General features: G+C 45.5%; 15 protein-coding genes and 1 pseudogene. 7 read left to right on the plus strand and 9 right to left on the minus strand.

Features of this window, described 5'->3' with window-relative positions; all coding sequences use genetic code 11:
- Positions 1–8 precede the first annotated feature (8 nt).
- The 5 genes from ACU1JV_RS20520 (at position 9) to ACU1JV_RS20540 (ending at position 8318) form a co-directional block, all read left to right on the plus strand.
- Positions 9–1823 carry a cache domain-containing sensor histidine kinase gene (locus ACU1JV_RS20520; RefSeq protein ID WP_165083296.1) on the plus strand — a complete coding sequence of 605 codons (1815 nt, stop codon included), beginning with the start codon at positions 9–11 and terminating at the stop codon, positions 1821–1823.
- 290 nt (positions 1824–2113) lie between these two features.
- Positions 2114–3403: an ABC transporter substrate-binding protein gene (locus ACU1JV_RS20525; RefSeq protein WP_013368916.1), complete on the plus strand. Its 1290-nt coding sequence runs from the start codon at positions 2114–2116 to the stop codon at positions 3401–3403.
- Positions 3404–3504: 101 nt separating this feature from the next.
- A complete protein-coding gene (locus ACU1JV_RS20530) occupies positions 3505–4401 on the plus strand; it encodes a carbohydrate ABC transporter permease (RefSeq protein WP_165083298.1) in 897 nt (298 codons plus the stop codon).
- Entirely contained in the window at positions 4398–5222 is an 825-nt protein-coding gene (locus tag ACU1JV_RS20535) for a carbohydrate ABC transporter permease (RefSeq protein ID WP_013368914.1), read from the plus strand. The genes ACU1JV_RS20530 and ACU1JV_RS20535 overlap by 4 nt, the downstream gene beginning before the upstream one ends.
- A gap of 51 nt (positions 5223–5273) precedes the next feature.
- Entirely contained in the window at positions 5274–8318 is a 3045-nt protein-coding gene (locus ACU1JV_RS20540; RefSeq protein WP_413987326.1) for a glycoside hydrolase family 2 TIM barrel-domain containing protein, read from the plus strand.
- A 169-nt stretch (positions 8319–8487) separates the two neighbouring features.
- On the opposite strand, the gene ACU1JV_RS20545 is transcribed toward ACU1JV_RS20540, so the two are convergent.
- The 4 genes from ACU1JV_RS20545 to ACU1JV_RS20560 all read right to left on the minus strand — a co-directional run bounded on the left by ACU1JV_RS20545 (position 8488) and on the right by ACU1JV_RS20560 (position 12791).
- Entirely contained in the window at positions 8488–10104 is a 1617-nt protein-coding gene (locus ACU1JV_RS20545; RefSeq protein WP_413987325.1) for a DUF4179 domain-containing protein, read from the minus strand.
- On the minus strand, positions 10088–10606 hold the full coding sequence (locus ACU1JV_RS20550; RefSeq protein ID WP_013368911.1) for an RNA polymerase sigma factor: 519 nt from the start codon (positions 10604–10606) through the stop codon (positions 10088–10090). The genes ACU1JV_RS20545 and ACU1JV_RS20550 overlap by 17 nt, the downstream gene beginning before the upstream one ends.
- A 237-nt stretch (positions 10607–10843) precedes the next feature.
- Entirely contained in the window at positions 10844–11782 is a 939-nt protein-coding gene (locus ACU1JV_RS20555; protein WP_129548547.1) for a YwqG family protein, read from the minus strand.
- A gap of 115 nt (positions 11783–11897) precedes the next feature.
- Positions 11898–12791, minus strand: coding sequence for a helix-turn-helix transcriptional regulator (locus tag ACU1JV_RS20560; protein WP_413987324.1), 894 nt, complete (start codon positions 12789–12791; stop codon positions 11898–11900).
- A 130-nt stretch (positions 12792–12921) separates the two neighbouring features.
- Between ACU1JV_RS20560 and ACU1JV_RS20565 the strand changes: the two genes are divergently transcribed.
- Entirely contained in the window at positions 12922–15177 is a 2256-nt protein-coding gene (locus tag ACU1JV_RS20565) for a beta-L-arabinofuranosidase domain-containing protein (protein WP_413987323.1), read from the plus strand.
- A gap of 117 nt (positions 15178–15294) precedes the next feature.
- On the opposite strand, the gene ACU1JV_RS20570 is transcribed toward ACU1JV_RS20565, so the two are convergent.
- Both ACU1JV_RS20570 and ACU1JV_RS20575 read right to left on the minus strand, forming a co-directional pair.
- Positions 15295–16443, minus strand: coding sequence for an RDD family protein (locus ACU1JV_RS20570; RefSeq protein ID WP_413987322.1), 1149 nt, complete (start codon positions 16441–16443; stop codon positions 15295–15297).
- Between the two features lie 6 nt (positions 16444–16449).
- Positions 16450–17292, minus strand: a complete 843-nt coding sequence (locus ACU1JV_RS20575; protein WP_413987321.1) for a LysR family transcriptional regulator — start codon at positions 17290–17292, stop codon at positions 16450–16452.
- A 134-nt stretch (positions 17293–17426) separates the two neighbouring features.
- Here ACU1JV_RS20575 and ACU1JV_RS20580 point away from each other — a divergent pair.
- A pseudogene (locus ACU1JV_RS20580) lies at positions 17427–18415 on the plus strand (zinc-binding dehydrogenase).
- Between the two features lie 86 nt (positions 18416–18501).
- Here the strand turns inward: ACU1JV_RS20580 and ACU1JV_RS20585 are convergent.
- The 3 genes from ACU1JV_RS20585 to ACU1JV_RS20595 form a co-directional block, all read right to left on the minus strand.
- Positions 18502–19893 (minus strand): MATE family efflux transporter, encoded by a 1392-nt coding sequence (locus tag ACU1JV_RS20585; protein ID WP_064962697.1) that lies wholly within the window; start codon positions 19891–19893, stop codon positions 18502–18504.
- A 276-nt stretch (positions 19894–20169) separates the two neighbouring features.
- The gene (locus ACU1JV_RS20590; RefSeq protein WP_165083310.1) at positions 20170–21540 is read right to left on the minus strand and encodes an MFS transporter; all 1371 of its coding nucleotides are present in this window, start codon (positions 21538–21540) and stop codon (positions 20170–20172) included.
- A gap of 27 nt (positions 21541–21567) precedes the next feature.
- Positions 21568–23511, minus strand: a complete 1944-nt coding sequence (locus tag ACU1JV_RS20595; protein ID WP_413987320.1) for a glycoside hydrolase family 127 protein — start codon at positions 23509–23511, stop codon at positions 21568–21570.
- Positions 23512–23595 lie beyond the last annotated feature (84 nt).

Here is a 23595-nt window from a genome sequence, read left to right on the forward strand (position 1 = left end):
GATTAAATATGAAAAGATATATCCACAAGATCAAATATCAAGGTCTGTTCTTCAAAATCTTTATTGTTATGGTGGTCAGCATCACTGCGGTGTCCTTGCTGACCTCTTTGGTGACGATTCGAATGTCTGAACGACTATTCGCTGAGACATTCAGTATTACGAATGCCAAGGTGCTTAGCCAGATTCAATCCGGCTTTGAATCCTTCAATGACTCTATCGTGAATGCTGTAACCCATGCTTCGGAAAATGGAACCGTCAAAAACTATTTGACTGGCGGCCAATCTGACTCGATTAACTCGGCAAGGATTTACTTTGGTATGGCACAGCAAATGAAGCAAATTAAATCGAACGTCGATGCTTATGATGTCGGTGTCGCTGTAACAGGGATGAACGGTCGGAGCTTTTACTCCGACTCGTCCTATTGGCCTGTAACTGCGGAACAGCTTAAGAGCAGTGCCATTACAGCCCGAAGCGTGGCACGACCAGCACAGCTTATGTATCAAATGGATACGGAGTTGTTTCATCAACAAATGAATAGCACTGCACAGAAGCCAACTCCCTATATTATTGCCTCCAAAGTATTTATGGAGCGAACGAGCGGCACCATGTACGGTATGATCTACATCGCTATCCGAGAGCCGGAATTTCGGCGTTTTTATAACAATTTCACGAGTAATGGTAATGATGTGCTGATTTTGGACAAATCAGGACTGATTGTATCAAGCAACCGCCAGGACCTGATCGGACAACGCTCCAGTGAACTGCTGGGCTATGCCACCAAAATCAATGAACAGGGACTGAACTATATTAATGCCGATGTGATGAATAAGGAGAGTATCGTTCTTTCCAACTATATTCCTTCATTTGATTTTTATCTGGTGAACATGATCGATAGACAAACGGCGGTTGGGCAAATTATTGACGTTAAATCTGTTGTATGGATCTGTATCGCCATCGTACTGATTGCTTTGGTGATTGTTTTCCTCATTTCCCGTCGCCTGATCCGTTCACTGACTCGGCTGGTCAAGCAAATGTCGACGATACGCGAGAAAAATTTTGATAATTATATCCCGGTCACAGGCAGCTACGAGGTCAGACAATTAAGTCATGCTTACAACTACATGCTCGATGAACTAAATGATTATATTCATAAGCTTTTAGAAACGCAAAAAGGCCAACGAAATGCAGAGCTTGCTGCACTACAACGGCAGATCAATCCACATTTTCTGTACAATACATTGGCTTCCATCAAAATGCTAGTGCTCAAAGGAAACAAGGAAACCGCCGCCGAGACGATTAATGCGCTCATTTCCCTGCTGCAAAATACAATCAGCAATGTGAGCGAAACGATCACCATCGAGCAGGAAATGGCCAACATGCAAAATTATGTATTTATTAATCATGTACGTTACGGGCAGCGGGTACAAGTGAATTATTTTGTATCCCCCGATTGTCTGGAGTACCATGTGCCCAAGCTCATCATTCAGCCTTTTATCGAAAACTCCTTTTTCCATGCCTTTAATGAGAAAAATGCAGGGCACATCTATATATTGGTGTCCAAAACAGAGGATACATTGATCTGTGAGGTGGTCGACGATGGAGACGGTATGGATTTGGATGGGCATACAGCGCAGGACGGACTGCCGAATCCTAAGAGCAAACGCCAACTATTTACGGGCATCGGCATCCAGAATGTTCACAATCGCATTACCCTTCTGTATGGAGAAGATTATGGAGTGACCATCTCCAGCAAGAAGGGCGAAGGCACCAAAGTTAGAATGACCCTACCACTGATCATAAAACCCGCCCCTCCTACCTCATAAAAAATATAGGCTGAACTAAACAAGAAGGTGAAACAAGAACGGAGCGGGCGGAATGACGCTTCGTGAAGAACTTTAGTTCAGTCTATAAAAAGTACCTAAAACTAAAGAAAGTACAAATGTAAGCGGTGCCTTTTTAGATAAATCATAATAATAAGACCAATCTGTATAAAGATATTCCTAACTGCCAGCAAAGCAAGGATGATAAACTAAATTCATAAACAAGGTAACCGCTTTCAAAAAAAGTTTTACATGATTAGCAACATATAAAAAAAGAGTAGGGGTTGAACAAAATGAAAAAAATGTCTTTCCTTCTGCTGATCGCAAGCTTGATCTTGCTATCCGCGTGCTCCAGCAATTCCGAGAAAGCAGCTACGACCACAGATTCAGGCAAGAAAGAAATCACAGTTTGGGCTTGGGACCCGAACTTTAATATCGCAGCCCTGAAGCTGGCAAAAGATCGCTATGTTGCCAAACATCCAGATGTAACCGTAAACATTGTTGAATATGCTCAAAACGATATCGTACAAAAAATGAATGCCGGCCTCAACTCCGGTTCTACTAAAGGATTGCCGAACGTGGTTCTAATTGAGGATTACCGGGCACAGAACTTCCTGCAAGCCTATCCCGATTCTTTCCATGATATGACTAATTCGATCAAAGCATCCGACTTCGCGGATTATAAAATCGGGCCGACCAGCTACAACGGCAAGCAGTATGGAGTTCCTTTCGACTCCGGCGTTATGGGATTGTATGTAAGAACGGATTATCTGGAACAAGCTGGCTACAAAGTAGCGGACTTGACCAATATTGATTGGGACAAATTTATTGAAATCGGTAAAGCTGTAAAACAAAAAACAGGCAAAGATATGCTGACTCAAGATCCGAATGACCTGGGTCTGATCCGTGGCATGATCCAAACTGCAGGTTCTTGGTACCTGAAAGAAGACGGTAAAACACCAAACCTGGCTGGTAACCCAGCTCTGAAGGAAGCACTCTTGACGTACAAATCCTTGTTCGACGCTAACATTGTTAAAATGAATGCCGACTGGAGTCAATTCTTGGCCGCGTTCAACAGCGGTGCAGTTGCTTCCGTACCAACAGGTAACTGGATTACGCCTTCGATTAAAGCTGAAGCTTCGCAATCCGGTAAATGGGCTGTAGTTCCTTTCCCTAAGCTGAAAAATATACCTGAATCCGTGAATGCTTCCAGCCTCGGCGGCAGCTCCTGGTATGTCCTCAACTCGGACGGTCAAGATACCGCTGCTGATTTCCTGAAAGAAACATTCGGTTCAGATCCAGAGCTGTATCAAGATATGCTGAGCAAAATCGGAATTGTCGGTTCATTGAACGCTGCTTCCAGCGGTAAAGCTTATGACGTGGAAGATGCTTACTTCGGTGGCGACAAAGTATACAAGAAGTTTGCTGATTGGACTAAGCAAGTTCCAAAAGTCAATTATGGCCTGCACACTTATGCCATTGAAGACATCATGACCGTTGAAATTCAAAACTACCTGAACGGGAAAGATGTAGACACAGTTCTGAAGGACGCTCAAGGACAAGCGGAAGCACAGCTTAAATAAGACAGTCCATCTAGCCAAGGCTAAACAATAAAACGATAAGCACTTAAAACCTTGGGCTTGCGAGTTCAAGGTTTTATTGCTGCATAGGGAGTTGACATGGTATGAAGACAGCCGCGCCCAAAATGACTACAACACGTCTCAAAGCAGGTATGACAGGATGGTTGTTCATATCCATCGCAGTGATCATGATTGCCGCCTTTTATTTTTATCCGATGATTCAGGCGCTGATCTTATCCTTTAAAACGGGTACAGGGTCTAATCTGAGTTTTAACGGCATTGATAACTATAAGCGCCTGTTCACCGACAAAATGTTCATCACCGCCGTAAAGAATACGTTTGTCTACTTAATTTTCCAGGTACCTTTAATGGTCATTCTGGCTCTGTTCATTTCCGTATTGTTGAACGATAAAAACCTGAAATTCAAGGGCTTTTTCCGCACCGCCATCTTCTTGCCGTGTATCACATCTCTTGTAGCCTATTCGGTTGTTTTCAAGTATCTGTTCTCATCTGACGGTTTGGTAAACTCCTTGTTGCTGAATCTGCATGTGATTGGTACGCCAATCCAATGGATTACAGATCCTTTCTGGGCCAAAGTAACAATTATTATCGCGATCACATGGCGCTGGACCGGGTACAACATGATCTTTTATCTGTCGGGTCTTCAGAACATTGACAGCTCTATCTACGAAGCAGCCCGCATTGACGGAGCTTCCCCGATTCGGCAGTTTTTCAGCATTACCGTTCCACTGCTTAAGCCGATTATCCTGTTCACCTCGATTACATCGACGATTGGTACACTCCAGCTCTTCGATGAAATTATGAATATTACGAAGGGTGGGCCCGGTAACGCGACATCTTCTATTTCGCAATATATCTATAATCTGTCCTTCAAGTATTCATCCGACTTTGGTTATGCGGCGACCGTATCTTATTCCATCGTCATTATGATCATTATCTTGTCGATTATCCAGTTTAAAGTGGCAGGTGAGAAAAAATGATGAAAACAAAAAGAGCATTTACGTACGCCTTTCTGATTCTTGTATCATTCATTTCGATTTTCCCGTTCCTGTGGATGCTATCCAGCTCCACAAACCTGTCAGTCGATGTGACCAAAGGCAAACTTCTGCCTGGCTCCCATCTGATGGATAACATGCACAATCTGCTGGAACAAGTAGACATCGTTACTGCACTCAGTAATTCTGCAAAGGTTTCCATCTCAACGACGCTGCTAGCTATGCTCATTGCATCACTGGCTGGCTATGGCTTTGAAATTTACAGAAGCAAAGCGAAAGACGTTGTCTTCAATATCCTGCTGATGTCGATGATGATTCCGTTTGCGGCAATCATGATCCCGCTTTACCGGATGTTCGGCAGCATTTCTAATGTCATACCATGGATCGGCATTGATACGCTCTCTTCTGTCGTTATTCCGACTGTAACTACGGCGTTCCTGATCTTCTTTTTCCGTCAAAGCACCAAGATGTTTCCCAAGGATCTGCTGGAAGCTGGCCGGATGGATGGATTATCCGAGCTGGGTCTGTTCTTCCGGGTGTATATGCCTACGATGAAAACAACCTATGCCGCTGCCGCAATCATCACGTTCATGTCCAGCTGGAACAACTACCTCTGGCCTCTGATTGTACTGCAAACGCCAGAAAATCAAACCATCCCGCTGTTGATCTCGAACCTCGGCTCCAGCTATGCACCGGACTACGGCGTTATCATGATCGCCATTGTCCTGTCCACACTGCCGACTGCACTGGTATTCTTCCTGATGCAGAAGCACTTTGTCGCAGGTATGGTCGGCTCGGTAAAATAATAGATTTGTGTGTACGGTCTTCATTCAATTTAAAAATAAGGAGTGTTCGCCTTGACCATTCATACCCCTAGTCTGGACTGGCTCACCGATGTGACCAAGTTCGCGGTAAATCGCTTGCCTGCCTATTCCGACCATAAGTATTACGCCACGCTTCAGGAAGCAGAGCACCAGGCCGATATGGCCTGGCGTCACAGCCTGAATGGGAGCTGGAAGTTCAACTATGCGACGAATCCGGCCACTCGCCCAGTAGAATTCTATGCCCCTGACTTTGAGTATGGCGGCTGGAGCGATATTCAGGTACCAGGTCATATTCAGACACAAGGCTTCGGCCAAATGCAGTACGCCAATACGATGTACCCGTGGGACGGACATTCAGACGTTCGTCCACCCCATATTCCAGAAGACCACAATCCGGTCGGTAGCTATATCAAAAGATTTGTTTTGCCCGAAAATATGGCTTCCGACGCGCAACCTGTGTTCATCTCTTTTCAAGGTGTCGAGTCGGCCTTCTATGTATGGCTGAACGGACAATTTGTCGGTTACAGCGAGGACAGTTTTACACCGTCTGACTTTGAGCTAACACCCTACCTGCAAACTGGTGAAAACAAGCTGGCGGTAGAGGTATATCAAAGAAGTACAGGAGCTTGGCTGGAGGATCAGGATTTTTGGCGTTTTTCCGGCATTTTCAGAGACGTATATCTGTACACGATCCCTACTGTTCACGTACGCGACCTGCATGCCAAGGCGGATCTGGATGCTACCTACACGCAGGGCCTGCTAGAATTGAAACTGACTTTGGAACAACCGGCAACGGCCCATACAACTGTCGATGTGAAGGATGCCGCCGGTCATATCGTAGCTTGTTTAAAAGCTGACTTTACAGACGGCATCGCCTCGCTGTCGGCAACCTTGGAGCAAGTAGAGCGCTGGAGCGCGGAGAAACCTTATTTGTACACGTTGTTCATTCAAATTTATGATGCTGATGGATCACTTGTCGAGGTGATCCCACAAAAGGTCGGCTTCCGCAAATTCGAGATGGTCAACAAGGTCATGCATCTGAACGGCAAGCGCATCGTCTTTAAAGGTGTGAACCGTCATGAATTTAACGCTCGTACCGGACGTGCGATTTCACGTGAAGATATGCTGTGGGATATTCGGACACTCAAGCAGAACAATATGAACGCTGTCCGTACCTCTCATTACCCGAATCAGACACTGTGGTATGAGCTCTGCGATGAATACGGGATATACGTGATTGACGAAATGAACTTGGAAACACACGGTTCCTGGCAAAAACTCGGCGCAGTCGAGCCTTCGTGGAATATTCCGGCCAATCTGCCGGAGTGGCAGGATATCGTTATGGATCGCGCCATTTCCATGCTGGAACGGGACAAAAACCATGCATCCATTCTGATCTGGTCTTGCGGAAATGAGTCGTATGCAGGTGAAGTGCTGCGCAATGTCGCTAACTATTTCCGGTCCACCGATCCGAGCCGTCTGGTACACTACGAAGGCGTGTTTCACAATCGTACGTACGATGATACCAGCGATATGGAGAGCCGGATGTACGCCAAGCCCGCAGATATCGAGCAATACTTAAACGACAATCCACAAAAGCCGTATATCAGTTGCGAATACATGCATGCAATGGGCAATTCCGTAGGCGGCATGCACAAGTATACCGAGCTGGAGAACAAATACGAGCTGTATCAAGGTGGGTTCATTTGGGATTACATTGATCAGGCGGTCATGAAAAAAGATCGCTACGGACGCGAGTACCTGGCGATCGGCGGCGACTTTGACGACCGTCCAACAGACTATGGTTTCTGTACAGACGGAATTGTCTATGCAGACCGGAAAGTTTCACCGAAGATGCAGGAGGTCAAATTCCTGTACCAAAATCTGAAGCTCATCCCGGATACCAAAGGTGTGACCATTCGCAACGAAAACCTGTTCGAGGGTACAGGAGACTATGAACTGGTATACAGCCTGCTGCATGAAGGTCAAGAGATCGCGCGAAATGTGAGTCATGTGGATGTGGCGGCTCAGACCGAAGCCTATATTCCATTGACGTTCCCAAGCACAGACGAGAAGCCTGGGGAATATGTCATTCACACGGCGCTTGTATTGAAGGAAGCGACGCTCTGGGCTAAGGCTGGGCATGAAGTGGCCTTTGGACAACATATTTTCATTGTGGAATATCCAAATCCGCTGAAAGCTCCAATAGCTGGAGCCCTACGAGTGGTGCATGGTGATGTAAATATTGGCGTTCACGGTACGGATTTCACCATCATGTTCTCCAAAGGAGCAGGCGGCCTGACTTCACTTCGCTACGCTGGACGTGAGATGATCGCTACGCCTCCTGCCCCGCTGTTCTGGCGAGCGACCACAGACAATGATCGGGGAACGGCACTGGGTTTTGAAGCTGGTGGTTGGTTCGCCGCAAGCCTGACACGTAAATGTGTGGATATCGAGGTTACGGAAGAGCAGACAGACCGTGTGACCATTACGTTCCGCTACACCCTAAGCATTCATGCTGACGTACAGGTAGCGGTAACCTACACCGTCCTGGCGGATGGCAGTTTGAACGTAAAATCCACCTATGAAGGTGTATCAGGGCTGCCTAACCTGCCGGTCTTTGCCCTTTCGTTCAAGGTTCCAGCGGACTATCGCCATCTGGACTGGTATGCGATGGGACCGGAGGAGAATTACATTGACCGAGCCCTTGGTGCTAGACTCGGCGTATTCCGCAACGAAGCTGCGGATAATGTGTCCGGGTATGTCGTGCCACAGGAATCCGGCAACCGTACAGGCGTGCGCCGGGTCGATATTACCGACGATTCCCAGCGAGGCATTCGCATTACAGCACCTGCCACCGCACCAGTGGAATGCAATATTTCGCCGTATACAGCGTTTGAGTTGGAAAGTGCAGGCCATCTGTATGAACTGCCCAATGTGTATTACACCGTTGTCACCGTAGCTGGCAAGCAAATGGGCGTAGGCGGTGACGACAGCTGGGGTGCTCCGGTACATGAGGAATATCAAATTCCGGCTGATCAAAAGCTGGAATTCGAGTTTACCGTGCAGCGGATATAAATAAACTCTCCGTATAGACAAGTATATGTATAAAAGCCCCTCCGGCTTCCCTGATGGAAAGCCGGAGGGGCTTTTATATTTACGTACCAAATAGTTGTACTTATCCTAATCGTATGGACTACTCTTCCTAAATTGACCTTATCTGTAGAATAGGCGGTGAACGCCCTATCTATTTCAAAACAACTTCAATATTACGTCCAGGATCGCTGTACTTGTAGAGGCCAGGATTTAGTTCCAATTTTCCGTCTAATTCAATATCTTTATAACGGTCAACATTAACTCCTGTGGATACCATACCCTTCGCAATGATCTCAGGTACTACTTCTTTGCCGTTAATTCGCATCGTTGTTTGGTTGACACCTTTGAAGCCAGGGGAACCGGATTTCGATTCGACAATCAAATCTTTTCCCTCTGTATAGTATGTGAAATCAATTTGATAACCGTCTACATTAAGCTCAGCGAACTGTTTTTCTTCTTTGGGTTTATGAAGAGAAATCCAATTCTTGGAAGTATCGCGTTTCTGGATGACAGCATCTTTCAATATAAGTTTCATTGGAACATCAGACCAGTCCTTATACCACTCTGAGGATTCAAATTGATATAAGTGTTGATAATTTTCAGGACCAGCCCCTTTAAGATTCCATCCTCCGTTAATTTTTTTATCACCTATAACCAACTGAGCCGTTTTATAATGGACATTTCCTTTTTTAAGTGAATCACGCTCTGTTACTAGAATTTCAATATCCAAGGGGGTAATAATCAGTTGGTCTAAGGTAGCGCCTGTATTTTCTTGGAATTCAGCGCTGCTATGCAGCTTCTTAGAATAAATCGCTTCACTTGCTTTTTTTCCATCCGCTTCAAATTCAAACTTCCAAGTACCTTCAATTCGTTTTGCTTCCTCAATGTAACAGAAATGAAGGTTTGCCTTTCTCCAATCTTGTGCAGTCATGTTGAATACCTGCTCAATATGCAACTCTGGGCTGTCACTAGGTAGAATGGTTGGGATGGCGTCTATTTCTTTGTCTCCGACTTTCATTACCAAATGCGGGTTCCCACGTCCTAAATCGGATGGAGCTGCAGCAACTCTAAAGCGGACAACAGTCTTGTTATTGGTTTGTCGAACGGATTCTATATATATGTTAGGATACTGCTTGGTCCCCGTAACGAGGGTATCCCCAGCTTGATGATTCGTCTTTAAAGGGATATCCTGATTACGATAAAAAATTAGATTCTGTGCCTCAAGTGTATAATTTTTTTTACGATCCTTTAATGTATCAACAGTTTCATAAATGCCTAGGAGTTTCTGGCTTTTAGGATCGTAATTCAAATATCCGTGTGCTCGTTCCTTGTTATTAGAATTGCTAGTTACCATAGTTTTCTCTATAGCAAACCCAATATAACTGCTTGGGTCGGTTCCCGGATCCAGAGAGATGAGCATTTTCATTTTTTCGCCATCTGTTACAACACCATTCAAATTCATCGTAATGCCTGCATCGGTTACTTTTAGATCATACCGCTGACCAATACCATTATTTATCGCATTGGTTACACTACGTCCGCCTATTCTATCCCAATTGATAGTCACACTAGCGAATACAGGGATGGCAATGAGCAGAAAACATGAGAATACAATACTCGCAGGAACAATTTTTGTTCTATGCATAGGTGCTTCCTGTGACTGTTGCAGAGTTGCTTTTCGTTTGGTTGCTTCCTGTTCTATATTTACCCACATTGCATCATATTCGGGTTGAGGAATGTGCTGTTCTTTCTCAAAATACCGACTCACTGCTATTCATCTCCTTTACTTGGGATACCACCATTTTTTTTAGCAGTTTAAGCCCTCGATTTAATCTGGATTTAGCTGTTCCTTCGGGTATATTTATAACTCTAGAGATCTCCGGCACAGTCAATTCGTTTACATAACGAAGGACCACGACCATTCGAATTTTATCTGGAAGCTTGTTATATAGCTGGTGTAGCTCTGTCTTAGTTTCTCGATGATATAAGCTCTCTTCCACCGGATTAAATGAATGAGGACGTGACAATAAAAAAGTTCGTATTTCCTTCATCAGCCCAGTTTTTCGCCTTCTAAGCACATTGCTGCACTCATTGGAAGCAATTCGTAAAATCCATGATTTGAGATCTTGTACTTTGGACCTGTCGGCCAAGATTGCTTTGACAAATACCTCCTGGCAAACATCTTCTGCATCTGCTTGATTTTGCATCAGATAATAACAAAAATAATATATCTGTTCCTTATATAGTTCAAACAGCTCTCGATCAGTCATATACGTGCACCTCCCTTGTTGTGGTCTCATCTATTAAGACTATTAACGGAGTACAATCGTTCATTTACATCGAAAAAAGGCAGTCCTATATAGGACCACCTATTATTGATCGTTCAATTCCCAACGCTCGGATACTGTGCCACATGCTCAATTCACTTCTTTTATCAATCAAAAAAACCACCCTGCTCTAACCCCTGTCATTAGCCTCCAAAATAAACATGAGTCCTGGCGACCCGGCTAGCTTGTAGCCAGATTAACATATGTTCGCGAGAAATCAAGGTTCTTCAAGTCCCTTTGATCTATAAAAAACTCCAAATACCCTGCGTCCCACCAGCACATACCAACCTCATTCAAGGATGATACAGAGAGCAAAACATGCCAATTTTCCGAAGCTTGATCGTGCTTTTCCCGATTCGCCTGGTATTCTTGCAGCTGAGGCAGCACTTCGGATCGTAAATGCTCCGCATACTCCGTACTTCCCCTATGCATAGCTTGCTCGGCTTCCTGATGGATCTGACCCTCACTCTTATGCCAATTAAACAGAAGACCCTTTAGCCCGTTACGGCACAGATAAGCATCCCGACGAGTGTTCCCGGCAAAAGACTGATGCTGTCCCCACACCGTGTCGCTATGTTCATATAAAAGCTCATAAAGCTCTTCGTACTGATCTAATAGAATATCTCCTAGCTCACCCTCCGATGGTAGCGTCAGGATCGGATGAAAAGAAATTGCATACGCAGTGAAATCCCGTTGCTCCACCGACACCTCTACGCGCCCAGCGGGCGGTAATGTTTTCTGCAAAGCACTGCTGTCGCCGTTATAGTAAAAGATTTTATGCTCAATATCGTAAGCTGGCTCATCCAGCCCAAGAAAAAAGTATAGTATGCCCTGATGAGGCAATCCCTCAAATGGTGAAAAAGGCAACTCGCTTAAATTGATCTGAGCAATAAACGTATAATATTCTCCGTCTGAATTACACGGCCACTCTATTGTGGGCGGCAGATCTGGATAGCCGGCGATCCGACTATTCCCAACGTTTTCATAGTTTTCCTCATGCTCTAGCTGAAATTGTATAGTAGCTTCGGCTGCCTGATAGATCTCTTCTTTTAACTCATCATCAAGTGAATGCTCTTCGAGTATTCGAGTCAGTTCTTCCTTTAATGGTGATTGCAGCATCTCACTCGCCCCTTTTGACAAAGTATTATGTATTGATTGCTCTCATTCAATCTCTCTTAAATCAGATTATCAAATTATGGTCTGATAAGCTATGCTGCTGTGAAGCGGAAATAGACTAGACATTGTTCATAAATGTTTTGTGATAGGCATTCCGATACTGTGAAGGAGTCATATGTACTCTCTTTTTAAACAACCGCATAAAATACTTCTCATCCGTGTATCCTGCTTCTTCCGCTACCTGCTTAATGCTCATATCTGTACGGGAAATCAATTCCTTAGCTTTGTTGATTCGAATACTGTGAATGAACTCCAATGGACGCATGCCCGTATTCTGCATGAACAAACGGGATATATAATCCTTGTTGTAATTGAACTTCTGAGCCAAATCGGTCACGGTCAGCGGTTCTCCAGCATGAATTCGAGTCCACTCAATAATCTTGTTCATGCTCACATTCCCCTGTGAATGGACAGGATTGGAGATCAAGCGACTGAGGGCCAGTTCAGATATCTCGATCAGCAGTGAGGTGAACAAATAATTTGCACTGTGATACGTAAGATAGTGTGAGTTGGCGACATGCAAGATTTGATTGACAATAATATGAATCCGATCACCGTTATCTGCCTGTACACTTTGCGGTAAATAGATATCGCGTATCACGCCATGACGCTGTACAAGCCCGTCCATTGCACTTGTTTCCTGCTTCATTTCCTCACTAGATAATACATTCGGGGTCGCAGGTACATCGAAATGAAACCAATAAAATTTAACCCCAGGCAACGATTCCCGGTATCCTCGATGCGTACGACCGCGGTACAGCAATAGAATATCTCCTTCCCCTACTTCAAAATCCTCCTCTTCCTCCCGTATATATACCGTCTCTTGGACACCAAGGATCAGCTCAAAGTTCTCAATGGAACGGCTCATATGCTTCCATGGCACCTCGGAAACGAACTCGCCTGCCGAGATCAGTTGGATCGGAGTATCTACATTCACTTTCAGATAGGTCATGTTATCGCCTCTTTAGATTCATGTTCGGATTTGTCCACCTATTGTATGGTTAAGCTACTGACATACCGCGACTCCAATGCTAATGTAGTGGAGAAATATACACTTTCATCTTAGCTAAGGAGCGATGATTTTGAAAGCACAAGCTTTTGACTTGCATAAAGTAAGCATTGATTCCGGCCCACTTTACCACGCCATGGAGCTGAATACGACCTATCTGCTGAGTTTGGAACCTGACCGTTTATTGTCACGTTTTCGTGAATATGCGGGATTGGAGCCCAAAGCGGCTCATTATGAGGGCTGGGAGGCACGCGGCATCAGTGGACATACACTTGGTCACTACCTGTCTGGCTGTGCACTAATGTTTGCCTCCACAGGCGACAAAAGACTACTGGAACGAGTAAACTATGTGATCGACGAGTTGGAAATATGCCAAAACAGTCATGGAAACGGATACATTTCCGGCATCCCGCGTGGGAAAGAGATTTTTGAAGAAGTCAAAGCCGGAGATATTCGTTCCCAGGGCTTTGATCTTAACGGAGGCTGGGTTCCGCTATATACGATGCACAAGCTCTTCGCAGGCTTGCGTGATGCCCACCTGCTCGCTCATCATCCCAAGGCTTTAGCGATGGAAATCCAACTCGGCGACTGGCTGGAGGATGTATTCCAAGGACTGAGCGATGAGCAGGTGCAACAGGTACTCCATTGCGAATTTGGCGGTATGAACGAGGTGCTGACCGATCTGGCGGAACATTCCGGAGAAAAACGCTTTTTGAACCTGGCGGAACGCTTTTATCATGGAGAGGTGCTGAATGATCTGGCAGACAGTCGCGATACGCTGGCAGGACGACATGCTAATACGCAAATTCCTAAGATCATTGGTGCAGCACGGCAGTTCGAAGTGACAGACAAACCTCTATATGCGGACCTTTCCCGCTTTTTCTGGGATCGGGTGGTTCACAAGCATTCCTACGTAATCGGCGGCAATAGCTATAATGAACATTTTGGTGAACCCGGCAAGCTGAATGATCGTTTGGGCGAAGGCACCTGTGAAACCTGCAACACCTACAATATGCTGAAATTAACAAGACATATGTTCGAATGGGACGCGTACGCAGCCTATGCCGACTACTATGAACGAGCAATGTTCAATCATATTCTGGCTTCACAGCAGCCTGTAGATGGACGTGTATGCTATTTTGTATCGCTGGAAATGGGAGGACACAAGTCCTTCAATTCTCAATATGAGGATTTTACATGCTGTGTCGGGTCCGGTATGGAGAGTCACTCTATGTACGGCACGGCGATTTATTTTCACACGGCAAACACAATCTATGTCAACCAATATGTCCCTTCTACCGTGACGTGGGATGAGATGGACATACAGCTCAAACAAGAAACCCTCTTTCCGCAAAATGGGCGGGGAACGCTTCATGTCATAAGCAAGGAGCCCAAGTTCTTCACGATCAAACTAAGATGCCCGCACTGGGCGGAGCAGGGGATGAAGATTATAATCAACGGAGAAGAGTATGCCGCTGAGGCTTGTCCTACCAGCTATATTGTAATTGAACGGGAATGGAAAGATGGAGATACGGTCGAATACGATATTCCTATGACAGTAAGAGTTGAGGAAATGCCGGATAATCCGCGTCGGATTTCATTCATGTACGGCCCACTTGTGCTGGCTGGAGATCTGGGTCCTGTTGTACAGGAGTCCAACGAGGAACGTCTGCTGGCATCTGTTCTGATTGGATCGGCCGATTCCCTGACAACCAAGCTGATTGCTGATGAGAAGGAGCCGAACACATTCCATCTAGACGACCTGGGCTATATCGGAGACTTGCAGCTTCGTCCGTTTTATCAGATCTATGATCGTTCTTATACCGTCTACTGGGATCTCTTTTCCAAGGAGGAATGGGTATCAACAGAGGCAGAATACCGTACCGCGTTAGCGTACCAGCTAGAGCTGGAACGACTTACAGTGGATGTTGTGCAGCCTGCCGAAATGCAGCCTGAACGGGATCATGCCTTCACTGGAGAACACGTTGGCCTGGGGTCCATTTATAATCGCAAATATCGCGACACATGGTCTGGGGGCTGGTTCTCTTTTGTCATGAAGGTGCTCCCTGATAAGCCTGTCCAATTAGCAGTGACCTATCTGAAGGACTCCGACCGCTCTCATCGTGACTTTGACATCACTGCAGATGGTCAGAACTTAGGAGAAGGCAAGATGGAATCCGAGGAAATGAATAAATTCGAGACGTTTATCTATGAGCTGCCTCTGTCTGTGACGAATGAAAAGAATGAAGTTACGATTCGATTCACAGCCCAGCCACAAGGCAAGGTGGCGAGGGTGGCTGGATTGCGAGTGATCAAGAGTCATCTATAGCACCATTCCGTAGCACTATCCCGCCTATATAACAACAAGCAGACGCTTCTATAAGCTGTCTGCTTGTTCTGCTTACCGTCTTATAATTTGAATCATCGTTATTGCTCCATGTTCACTTTACATCATGTTCATTTCACGGAAACTGTCTCTAATCTTGCGCAGCTCTTGCTGTGCCCTGCTGTATCGCGAGGCGTAGGTCCAGGCAAGCACCTGATGATAATGCGAAGGTGTTTCAATTGTGGTCACGTTATACATGGCCAGATTCCCGTCTATTTCTCCTTTTAGGGTAAACTCAATGGCAGGATATCCGTTCACCACCATATCTGAAGCGGTCCCCAATTCAGGGTCCGTAATTCCTGACACCAAATGATCCTCAATGATTCCTTTATATTCTTGAAGGGTCATACTGCTGTCAAAGTCGCTTTTCGGTTCAGACAATACAATCAAATATCTATCGGTAAATTCATTTTTAATGGAAATATCCGCTTCCTCATTAATCCTATTGTCTCGTGACCAATTCCACGGAGCCGTAACTGCAAACTGATTATCCTTACTGGTAAATACCTCAGGCTTCACGATTTGAGTAATGAGCGTAGAAATTAAGGATACAGCAAAGACAATCGTAGTGATCGTCATCAGGATGATTGCTCCTGCAATAATCCCGGTTTTCTTTTTGCTCACCTTCCCCAAATCCCGTGTCCTAACTACATATGTATTGGCGGCCATATCTCCAATTCGTTGTTTCCGAGGTGTCACCAGCACACATATACCGGCGGGCAGCCCCCAGAAAAGCAGCGGGTTCGTATCCACCAGATGTATGAGCGTACGGATCAACGATTTAATCATGCCTGGCGGCATTCCTTCTCCATTCACGACCTGAATGCGAAGTACAAACTTGCCCAGCGTATAGCCTGTAAGTCCTTCCAGCAACAGATAATAGCAGAAAGAGCCAATCAAGAAGAGTATCACTACCATACCCATATTTGGGATTTCCGCTTCAGCTACTTTTTTCGCTATAAAATAGACAAGCCCACCATACCCAAAGACGATAAGAATGAAGTCAATCATCCAGGCGGCCCATCTCCTGAAAAAGATAGAGGCTCCGTATGTTTCTGATAATACCGCCATCCTATCTGGTTCTCGTCGTTGATAACCGCCATTCCTCACAAATTCTCCCGGAGCTACTGTAGATGGATTTTTCGATAAATTATGTTCTTCCAAATGATACACCCCTGATGTCAATTTAATCCCAGTTAAGTATAGCATTCTTTTTCATCCAGTGGAGCAATCCTGACAGCGCACTGGAGTAAACCGAACCCGCCGATGAACAAACCACACCTCTAATTTACGATATGTTTCGGGTAAACGATGCGAAGCAATACTTCCCTCCTTCTTCGCCTTTACAATTGACGAGTGTGGAAGCATGGACACCCCTAGACCAGAGGCTACACCACCTAAAATGACTTCCAATGTTCCGAATTCCATAATCTGATACGCATCCACACCTGCATCGCTCAGAAAACTTTCCGCTCTTGCCCGATGTGTGCAGCCTACATCGAAGAACAGCATAGGCTTGGCAAGCAACTTGCTCATATCACTTTCTCCCGGTTCCGAAATAAGCACCAACTCCTCTTCAAACGCCGCAACATGCTCTATATTCGGATCATCGACAGGGCCATAGACGAATGCCCCATCTAATTCGTAATTTAATACCTTTTGTACAAGGGCATGCGTCCCCCCGGTCATCAGCGATAGCTGCACATTAGGGTATTCAGCGTAATATCCCGTCAATAAAGTCGTTAGATGCGTAACCGCAGTCGTCTCAATCGAGCCCAATCGCAGTAGTCCCGCAGGCTGGTCCGAATATTGAGTAGACTTCTCTGCCTCGTCGAGCAAAGTCAATATGGATTCCGCATACTCCAGCAGATTCTCTCCTGCCGACGTTAGTGTCATTCCGCGATTAGATCTGCGAAATAGCGGTACGTTCAATTGTGCCTCAAGCTGCTGAATCCGTGAGGTCACATTGGACTGTACATAGTTCAACACTTGCGCAGCCCTTGTGATACTACCCTCGCGAGCAACCGCCCGAAAAATTTTCAAATCACTGCTTTCCATATATACATCACCTGCTTGGTATGATCATTTATGATACTGACGTTCGATTTTGTTCATTTTACCGGATGCTTGCCGCTCTGTACAATTCAAAGTACATGCAAATGCATCTAAAATCGACCACAGGAGGTATTAAAATGAAAGCTGTAATACATACCGACAAACACGGCCTTGAGGGCCTGATGTATAAGGACGTTACGGACAGACAGCCGGGGCACAGCGAAGTGAAGGTCAGACTCAAAGCCGCAGGCTTGAACCATCGGGATCTGTTCCTCATGGCCGATCGAACCGCCAACGATGGTCCACTCATTCTCGGATCGGATGGAGCAGGCGTGATCGAGGCTGTGGGCGCTGGCGTCCCAACCTCACGGTAGGCACTGACGTAATCATCAATCCATGTATCGGATGGGAGAAGACGCACCACGTTCCCTTGATTCCTGCCATTCTGGGCGTTCCTTCAGACGGGACATTGGCCGAATCGGTTATCATTCCCGTTCAAAATGCCGTCAGCAAGCCAGCTTACCTGTCCTGGGAAGAAGCAGGGGTACTGCCTTTGTCTGCCTTGACCGCTTACCGCGCTCTCTTCACTAGAGGCCAATTACAGCAGGGTGACCATGTCCTCATTCCCGGTATTGGCGGCGGTGTAGCCACGTATGCCATGCTAATGGCTTTAGCGGCGGGCGCACGGGTCAGCGTCACATCACGTAGCGAAACAAAAAAACAAGCTGCCCTCGCCCATGGCGCTCATCATGCATTCGACAGTGATAGCGATTGGAAAGAAAGCATGAACGGAGACACCGTGGATCTGATCCTTGACAGCATCGGACCCCCTACGTTCGACAAATATCTAGATGTCATCAAACCGGATGGCCGGATCATTACATTTGGCGCAAGCTCAGGAGATCACATAGAGATTCCGTTGCGTTCTATATTTTTTCCGCAAATCAGCATCATCGGTACCTCTATGGGGAGCAGCGAGGAATTCGCAGATATGCTCCAATTCATGGAGCGCCATTCCCTTCATCCCATTATAGATAGCGTCTTCCCTCTACAAGATACAGCGCAAGCCTTTTACCGTATGCAGCAGGGAGTGCAGTTAGGCAATATAGGGATCAGAATAGAATAAGGCGTACGTAACTTTAAACGTCTATAAAAAAATCCACTACTATAAAGTGCCTCATCCCGAGGTCAATTTTATAGTAGTGGACCTATTCAGTCGATCAAACGATGCTGGACCCATTTGTTGCCACGGAAGCGCCAGAGGAAAACGATCCCCCGCACACCCCATTCAATATCCATGGCCAGCCAGACACCAACAATCCCCAAGTTGAACACAATGCCCAAAACATACCCGAGCACTACCCGACACAACCACATGGACAGCATCGAGGTGAGGGACGTAAATTTGGAATCACCTGCTGCCCTAAGCGCAGAGGGTGTAATAAAGGCGATGGACCAGAGTGGAATCTGGGCCAGCGTATTAATCAGCATGACCATAAAAATGTCATCTACAATTTCAGCAGGTGGATGAAACAACCCCACCATCGGCTTAAACAAAGGCATTAGGATTAGCCCCATTACAATAAACGAACCGGACGACAGCCAAATAAACGATTTGGTAAACTTGCGGGCATCGTGTACATTTCGCCGTCCCATGCATTGACCCACCACGGTCACAATCGTAAGAGCCAAAGCATTCGCAGGAATTTGGAACACGTTAGCTAGGGATGAGCAAATGGCATTCGTCGCCAATGCATTGGTCCCCAGGTTCACAATGAAGATTTGCGTTAAAATTTTACCTCCATTAAAAAACATCTGTTCCGCTGCAAAAGGAAGACCAATAAACAGGATCTTTTTAAGCATGGCTAGATTAAAATAAAGCATATCTCTAAGCTGAACACGCAAGTCGTCATCTACCCTAACCAAATAAATCAACGCGCAGGCAGCCCCTGCATATCTGGACACATTGACTGCAATCGTCATGCCCAGTACACCCATATCTAACAAGTTAATAAATACGACATTCAGCAGCACATACGAAAGGTTCATGATGAGCGAAAGAGCCAGCGACGCCCTCGTCTTGCCGATCCCTCTCAGCGCTCCACATACGGCCTCAACGATCGCAATCCCCACGAAAGACATACAGCTTCCCAGCAGGTACACCTTGCCGTTAGCCAATACATCAGTCGAGGCAGAGCCAAACAGGACGCTTAAAATGGGATTGTACAACAGGATCATAAACAGACTGATACATAAGGCCAGCAAGGAAACGGAGGATATAGTACCGGATGTTGCTTTAGAGACCATAAGATCGTTGCCGCTCCCCTTATACTGCGCTACAACAACCGTACCCCCGGTAGACACTGCCACAAACACATTAATTAGGAAAATATTTAATGAATCAATCATATTTACGGCACTGACCGCCGCCATCCCTGACGAGCTAATCATTGCTGTGTTCACCAAATTAAGACCCACGATAAAAGCCTGATCAATTAGAAGCGGGATAAACAAGGCAATCATCTGCCGATAATCAATAGACTCTCCAGAAAAATGTCTATTCAGAAAGCCGTGCGTTCTCATCCTTACACTCAGTTGACTCATATCATCACATTCTTTTTATCAAATTGAAAAAAACCCTTCAACAGAAGAGTCTTTCATGGCGAAAAAATGTATAAAGTTGCAAGGCTAGATGTCTCTGGCTCTTGATTCTGTACACTTTTCTCTACATAGAAGTATCACTCCAAAAGAAAATTCTGTCAATGCGTTTGCTCACATTTGAATAGAAAAAAGGTGAAAAACCTGCTCAGCTCGGTGAACAGGTTTTGAAACAGGATTATACCATCCCTCGGTATGCATAACATCTTGTTAAGAGAATATCTATGATCTTCTCGCAATTAAGTCTTGTTGAATAGAAGCTTCATTCTTTTCGAATTTCTTATAGAAAAACATAGGGATAATTCCGATCAAGAAGACGATAAACGGCAGCCAGATGAAGCTGAACTGAATGCCAGACAAAGCAGTCGGGGTCTGAACCTTTCCAGCAATATAGCCCGTGCTACCCATAACCCATGCTGGCAATAATCCGCCAATTCCGCTACCTGCTTTAATACAGAATGCGCTTCCAATAGAAGTCAGGAATCCACTTGCCCGAATTCCATTTTTCCATTCCCCATAATCAACCGTATCGGACAACATGGCAAATGGCATAGAACACGCAAAGCCTGATCCTAATGCACCAATGATCCAGCCAGCAATAATAAGGGTTAAGTTTGTACTTCCCATTAAAATCACAACTTGACCTAATGCAGCTAATATCAATCCGATAATCATGATCGTATTTTTAGTTAATTTTCTGGCAAACAACGGAATCAGAACCATAGAGATTAATTGCAAAGAGGTCAGTCCGTTGATTAAAGGCACCAAGTCCTTACTGTCCAGATTGTAGTGCAGATAAAAGATAAGCGTGGCAGAACGAATATTCAAACCGATCCAGTAACACAGGTTAGCAGCTACAACGAGCATCCAGGGCCAGTTTCGCTTGATGGCTGTAAAGCTTTTAGCAATGGGAACAGATTTCGTTTTCACTGCCGCATTTTCACGCAAATCGGCGAACGCTATGAAAAACATAATAATCGCCATAATTCCAAATAAAACGAGCGTTAGAGAAAATCCTTTTTGGTCATTCCCCTGTCCAAAGAAGGCGACCAGAGGTAAGGTGAACGTGGTGGCGATGAAGAAGCCCACGTTTCCCCCGACCATACGGAAAGAGTTCAAGACCACGCGTTCATTGGAGTTGGTGCTCAGGTTAGGCAGAATAGACGTAATCGGTGTACTGATTCCCGTATACAAAATACCCGCTATGATATAAGTGATGGCCGCATATGCAATTTTCCCCGATTCACTCCAATTGGGCGTCGTAAACGTAAGGACCATGAACACGGCAAACGGAACAGCTAGCCATAGAAAATAAGGTCTGCTCTGGCCGTATTTTGATTTGGTTCGGTCAATCAGGATACCCCAGATCGGGGCATCAATGGCATCGATAAAACGGGTGATAAATAGTAATGTTCCGGCAATCCCAATAGAAAGACCGAATACATCCGTATAAAAATATAGTAGATAGCTGGAAATGACACAGTATAGTAGATTGCCTGCCGTATCCGTTAACGAATAGCTGATTTTACGATGAAAAGGAACGGTACTGGCTGCTTTTTCGGGTGGTTCCGTACTCACAATTCTCGTACTCATGATCTTTCCTCTCCCCATGCGAATGAATTATGATTCATAAACCCATACACGCATTTCCCCTTTGGCCCTGTTGCACCAGGCGTAGTAAGGAATGGCGGTAATTTGTTGAGGAACAAGTTCAGGGGGCTCCGAGCTGTATAATGCATTTGAACCTTTTACCCGATATCCCTCTATGGTCAGCTTTACAATGCCACCCAGCAGATTTTCGCTAAATTCTTCTGTAACGGGATTATCCTTTGGTAATCTTAATCCTGCCAGGTTCGCCCCATTATCCGCTTCTTCCAGACAGTACACGACTGGGCCGCGTTGAAGGGCAACTTGCTGCTGGTTCATGGAGACAAGCGGGTTGCTCCGAATGCGCTCCACCGGCATAGCCAAGTGCAAAGTTACCACATCGCCATCCTTCCAAGTGCGCTGAATCTCGATATAGCCTTTTTCAAGATGGTCTAGCGATATGACTTCCCCATTCACCTTGACCTCTGCCTGCTTGCACCACCCTGGAATTCGCAGTGCCCATTTAAATGCAGTTGGCTCTGTTACATGGATCGAAAGAGCAAGATCTGCATCCCACGGATAATGATGGGTTTGTGTAATTTCAATCTCTTGTCCAGATAAAGTCATGTTCACCTTGCTGGCAATATACAGATGCGTATACAACGTGTCCTCGGTCTGGGTGTACATATTGTCCTCCACCGATGCAATCATTCGCGCCAAATTGGGTGGACAGCAGGCACAGAAAAACCATTTTTGCCGCTCTGTTTTTACATGTTCCTGATCTTTTCTCGATTTTTGAAAAGGATTGACTTCCAGCGGATTCACGTAGAAAAACCGTTTCCCATCCAGATCCATCCCACTGATCGTTCCATTGTAGAGCGCACGCTCCAGAACATCAGCATATTTCCGGTCCGGCGCTAAACGCAGCATGCGATTAGCCCAGAAAGCCAGCCCTACAGAGGCGCAAGTTTCGCAGTACATGCTGTCATTGGGAAGATCATGATGGCAAGTGAATGCTTCCGCGTTCACCGTAGATCCGATTCCGGCAGTAATGTACATTTTGTGGTTCGTGACATCATCCCACAGCGTTTCACAGGCTTGTAACAGAGAGGCATCTCCCGTTTTTGCAGCTAGGTCCGCCATCGCAATATACAGATACACTGCTCTTACCGCATGACCAACGGCCTCTTTTTGTTCTCGCACAGGTTGGTGTGCCTGCTGATATTCGAAGCCTAGGCCAAAATTAATATTGTTATCATCATTCCAGGTGGGCTCTGTTTGAATATGCTTTCTCTTTTCTTGCTCCTCCACAAAATAAATAGGATGCTGTCCCCGCTGTTCGATAAAATATTGCGCTAATTTGAGGTATTGATCCTTAGCCGTTACGTCGTATAATTTGATCAAGGCCAACTCAATTTCTTCATGCCCCGGATAGCCTTTCCGCTTCCCTTCTTCTGTACCAAATATCTGCTGAATCAGGTCTACGTATTTCTCCATAATGTTGAGGAATTTCGTCTTACCCGTCGTTTCATAATAAGCAACAGCCGCTTCTATAAAATGTCCCGCACAATACAGCTCATGATTGTCCCTTAAGTTTGTCCAACGATTGTCAGGTTCCTTCAGCAAATAGTACGTATTCAGATATCCATCCTCAGCTTGTGCTCTTCCCAATAGATCAATGACTTCATCAGCCCGCTCTTCAAGCTCAGAATTTGGATGATCCCTTAAGCTAAAAGCAACCGTCTCCAACCATTTGGCAAGATCGCTATCTTGGAAAACGGTTCCATAATACTCTCCACTAGATTCTCCGGCCGCAATTCTAAAGTTCTCAATCGCATGGCTGGGTTCTGTATCTGGTAATTCATCATTTAATGCTTTCCACTGATAAGGAATAACCTCTTCCGCCACAACCTGCTTATACTTTTTCCAAAATGAATCATCGACGATGACATGCTTCACTGGCTTTGCCGTTTTCATTCAATAAACATCCCTTCCTGGAAATAGAACGCTTTCATTTTTGAAAAAATAAGGATAAAGTAATGATAATATCGAACAAGCTAA

This window comes from Paenibacillus sp. T2-29, assembly GCF_052921365.1.

What these genes read in the sequence shown, in the direction of transcription:
- ACU1JV_RS20560 (WP_413987324.1), bottom strand. Translation starts at nt 12,791, where the DNA reads ATGACCTATCTGAAAGTGAATGTAGATACTCCGATCCAACTGATCTCG.
- ACU1JV_RS20530 (WP_165083298.1), top strand. Translation starts at nt 3,505, where the DNA reads ATGAAGACAGCCGCGCCCAAAATGACTACAACACGTCTCAAAGCAGGT.
- ACU1JV_RS20535 (WP_013368914.1), top strand. Translation starts at nt 4,398, where the DNA reads ATGATGAAAACAAAAAGAGCATTTACGTACGCCTTTCTGATTCTTGTA.
- ACU1JV_RS20590 (WP_165083310.1), bottom strand. Translation starts at nt 21,540, where the DNA reads ATGAGTACGAGAATTGTGAGTACGGAACCACCCGAAAAAGCAGCCAGT.
- ACU1JV_RS20585 (WP_064962697.1), bottom strand. Translation starts at nt 19,893, where the DNA reads ATGAGTCAACTGAGTGTAAGGATGAGAACGCACGGCTTTCTGAATAGA.
- ACU1JV_RS20520 (WP_165083296.1), top strand. Translation starts at nt 9, where the DNA reads ATGAAAAGATATATCCACAAGATCAAATATCAAGGTCTGTTCTTCAAA.
- ACU1JV_RS20570 (WP_413987322.1), bottom strand. Translation starts at nt 16,443, where the DNA reads ATGCTATACTTAACTGGGATTAAATTGACATCAGGGGTGTATCATTTG.
- ACU1JV_RS20555 (WP_129548547.1), bottom strand. Translation starts at nt 11,782, where the DNA reads ATGCTGCAATCACCATTAAAGGAAGAACTGACTCGAATACTCGAAGAG.
- ACU1JV_RS20595 (WP_413987320.1), bottom strand. Translation starts at nt 23,511, where the DNA reads ATGAAAACGGCAAAGCCAGTGAAGCATGTCATCGTCGATGATTCATTT.
- ACU1JV_RS20550 (WP_013368911.1), bottom strand. Translation starts at nt 10,606, where the DNA reads ATGACTGATCGAGAGCTGTTTGAACTATATAAGGAACAGATATATTAT.
- ACU1JV_RS20575 (WP_413987321.1), bottom strand. Translation starts at nt 17,292, where the DNA reads ATGGAAAGCAGTGATTTGAAAATTTTTCGGGCGGTTGCTCGCGAGGGT.
- ACU1JV_RS20525 (WP_013368916.1), top strand. Translation starts at nt 2,114, where the DNA reads ATGAAAAAAATGTCTTTCCTTCTGCTGATCGCAAGCTTGATCTTGCTA.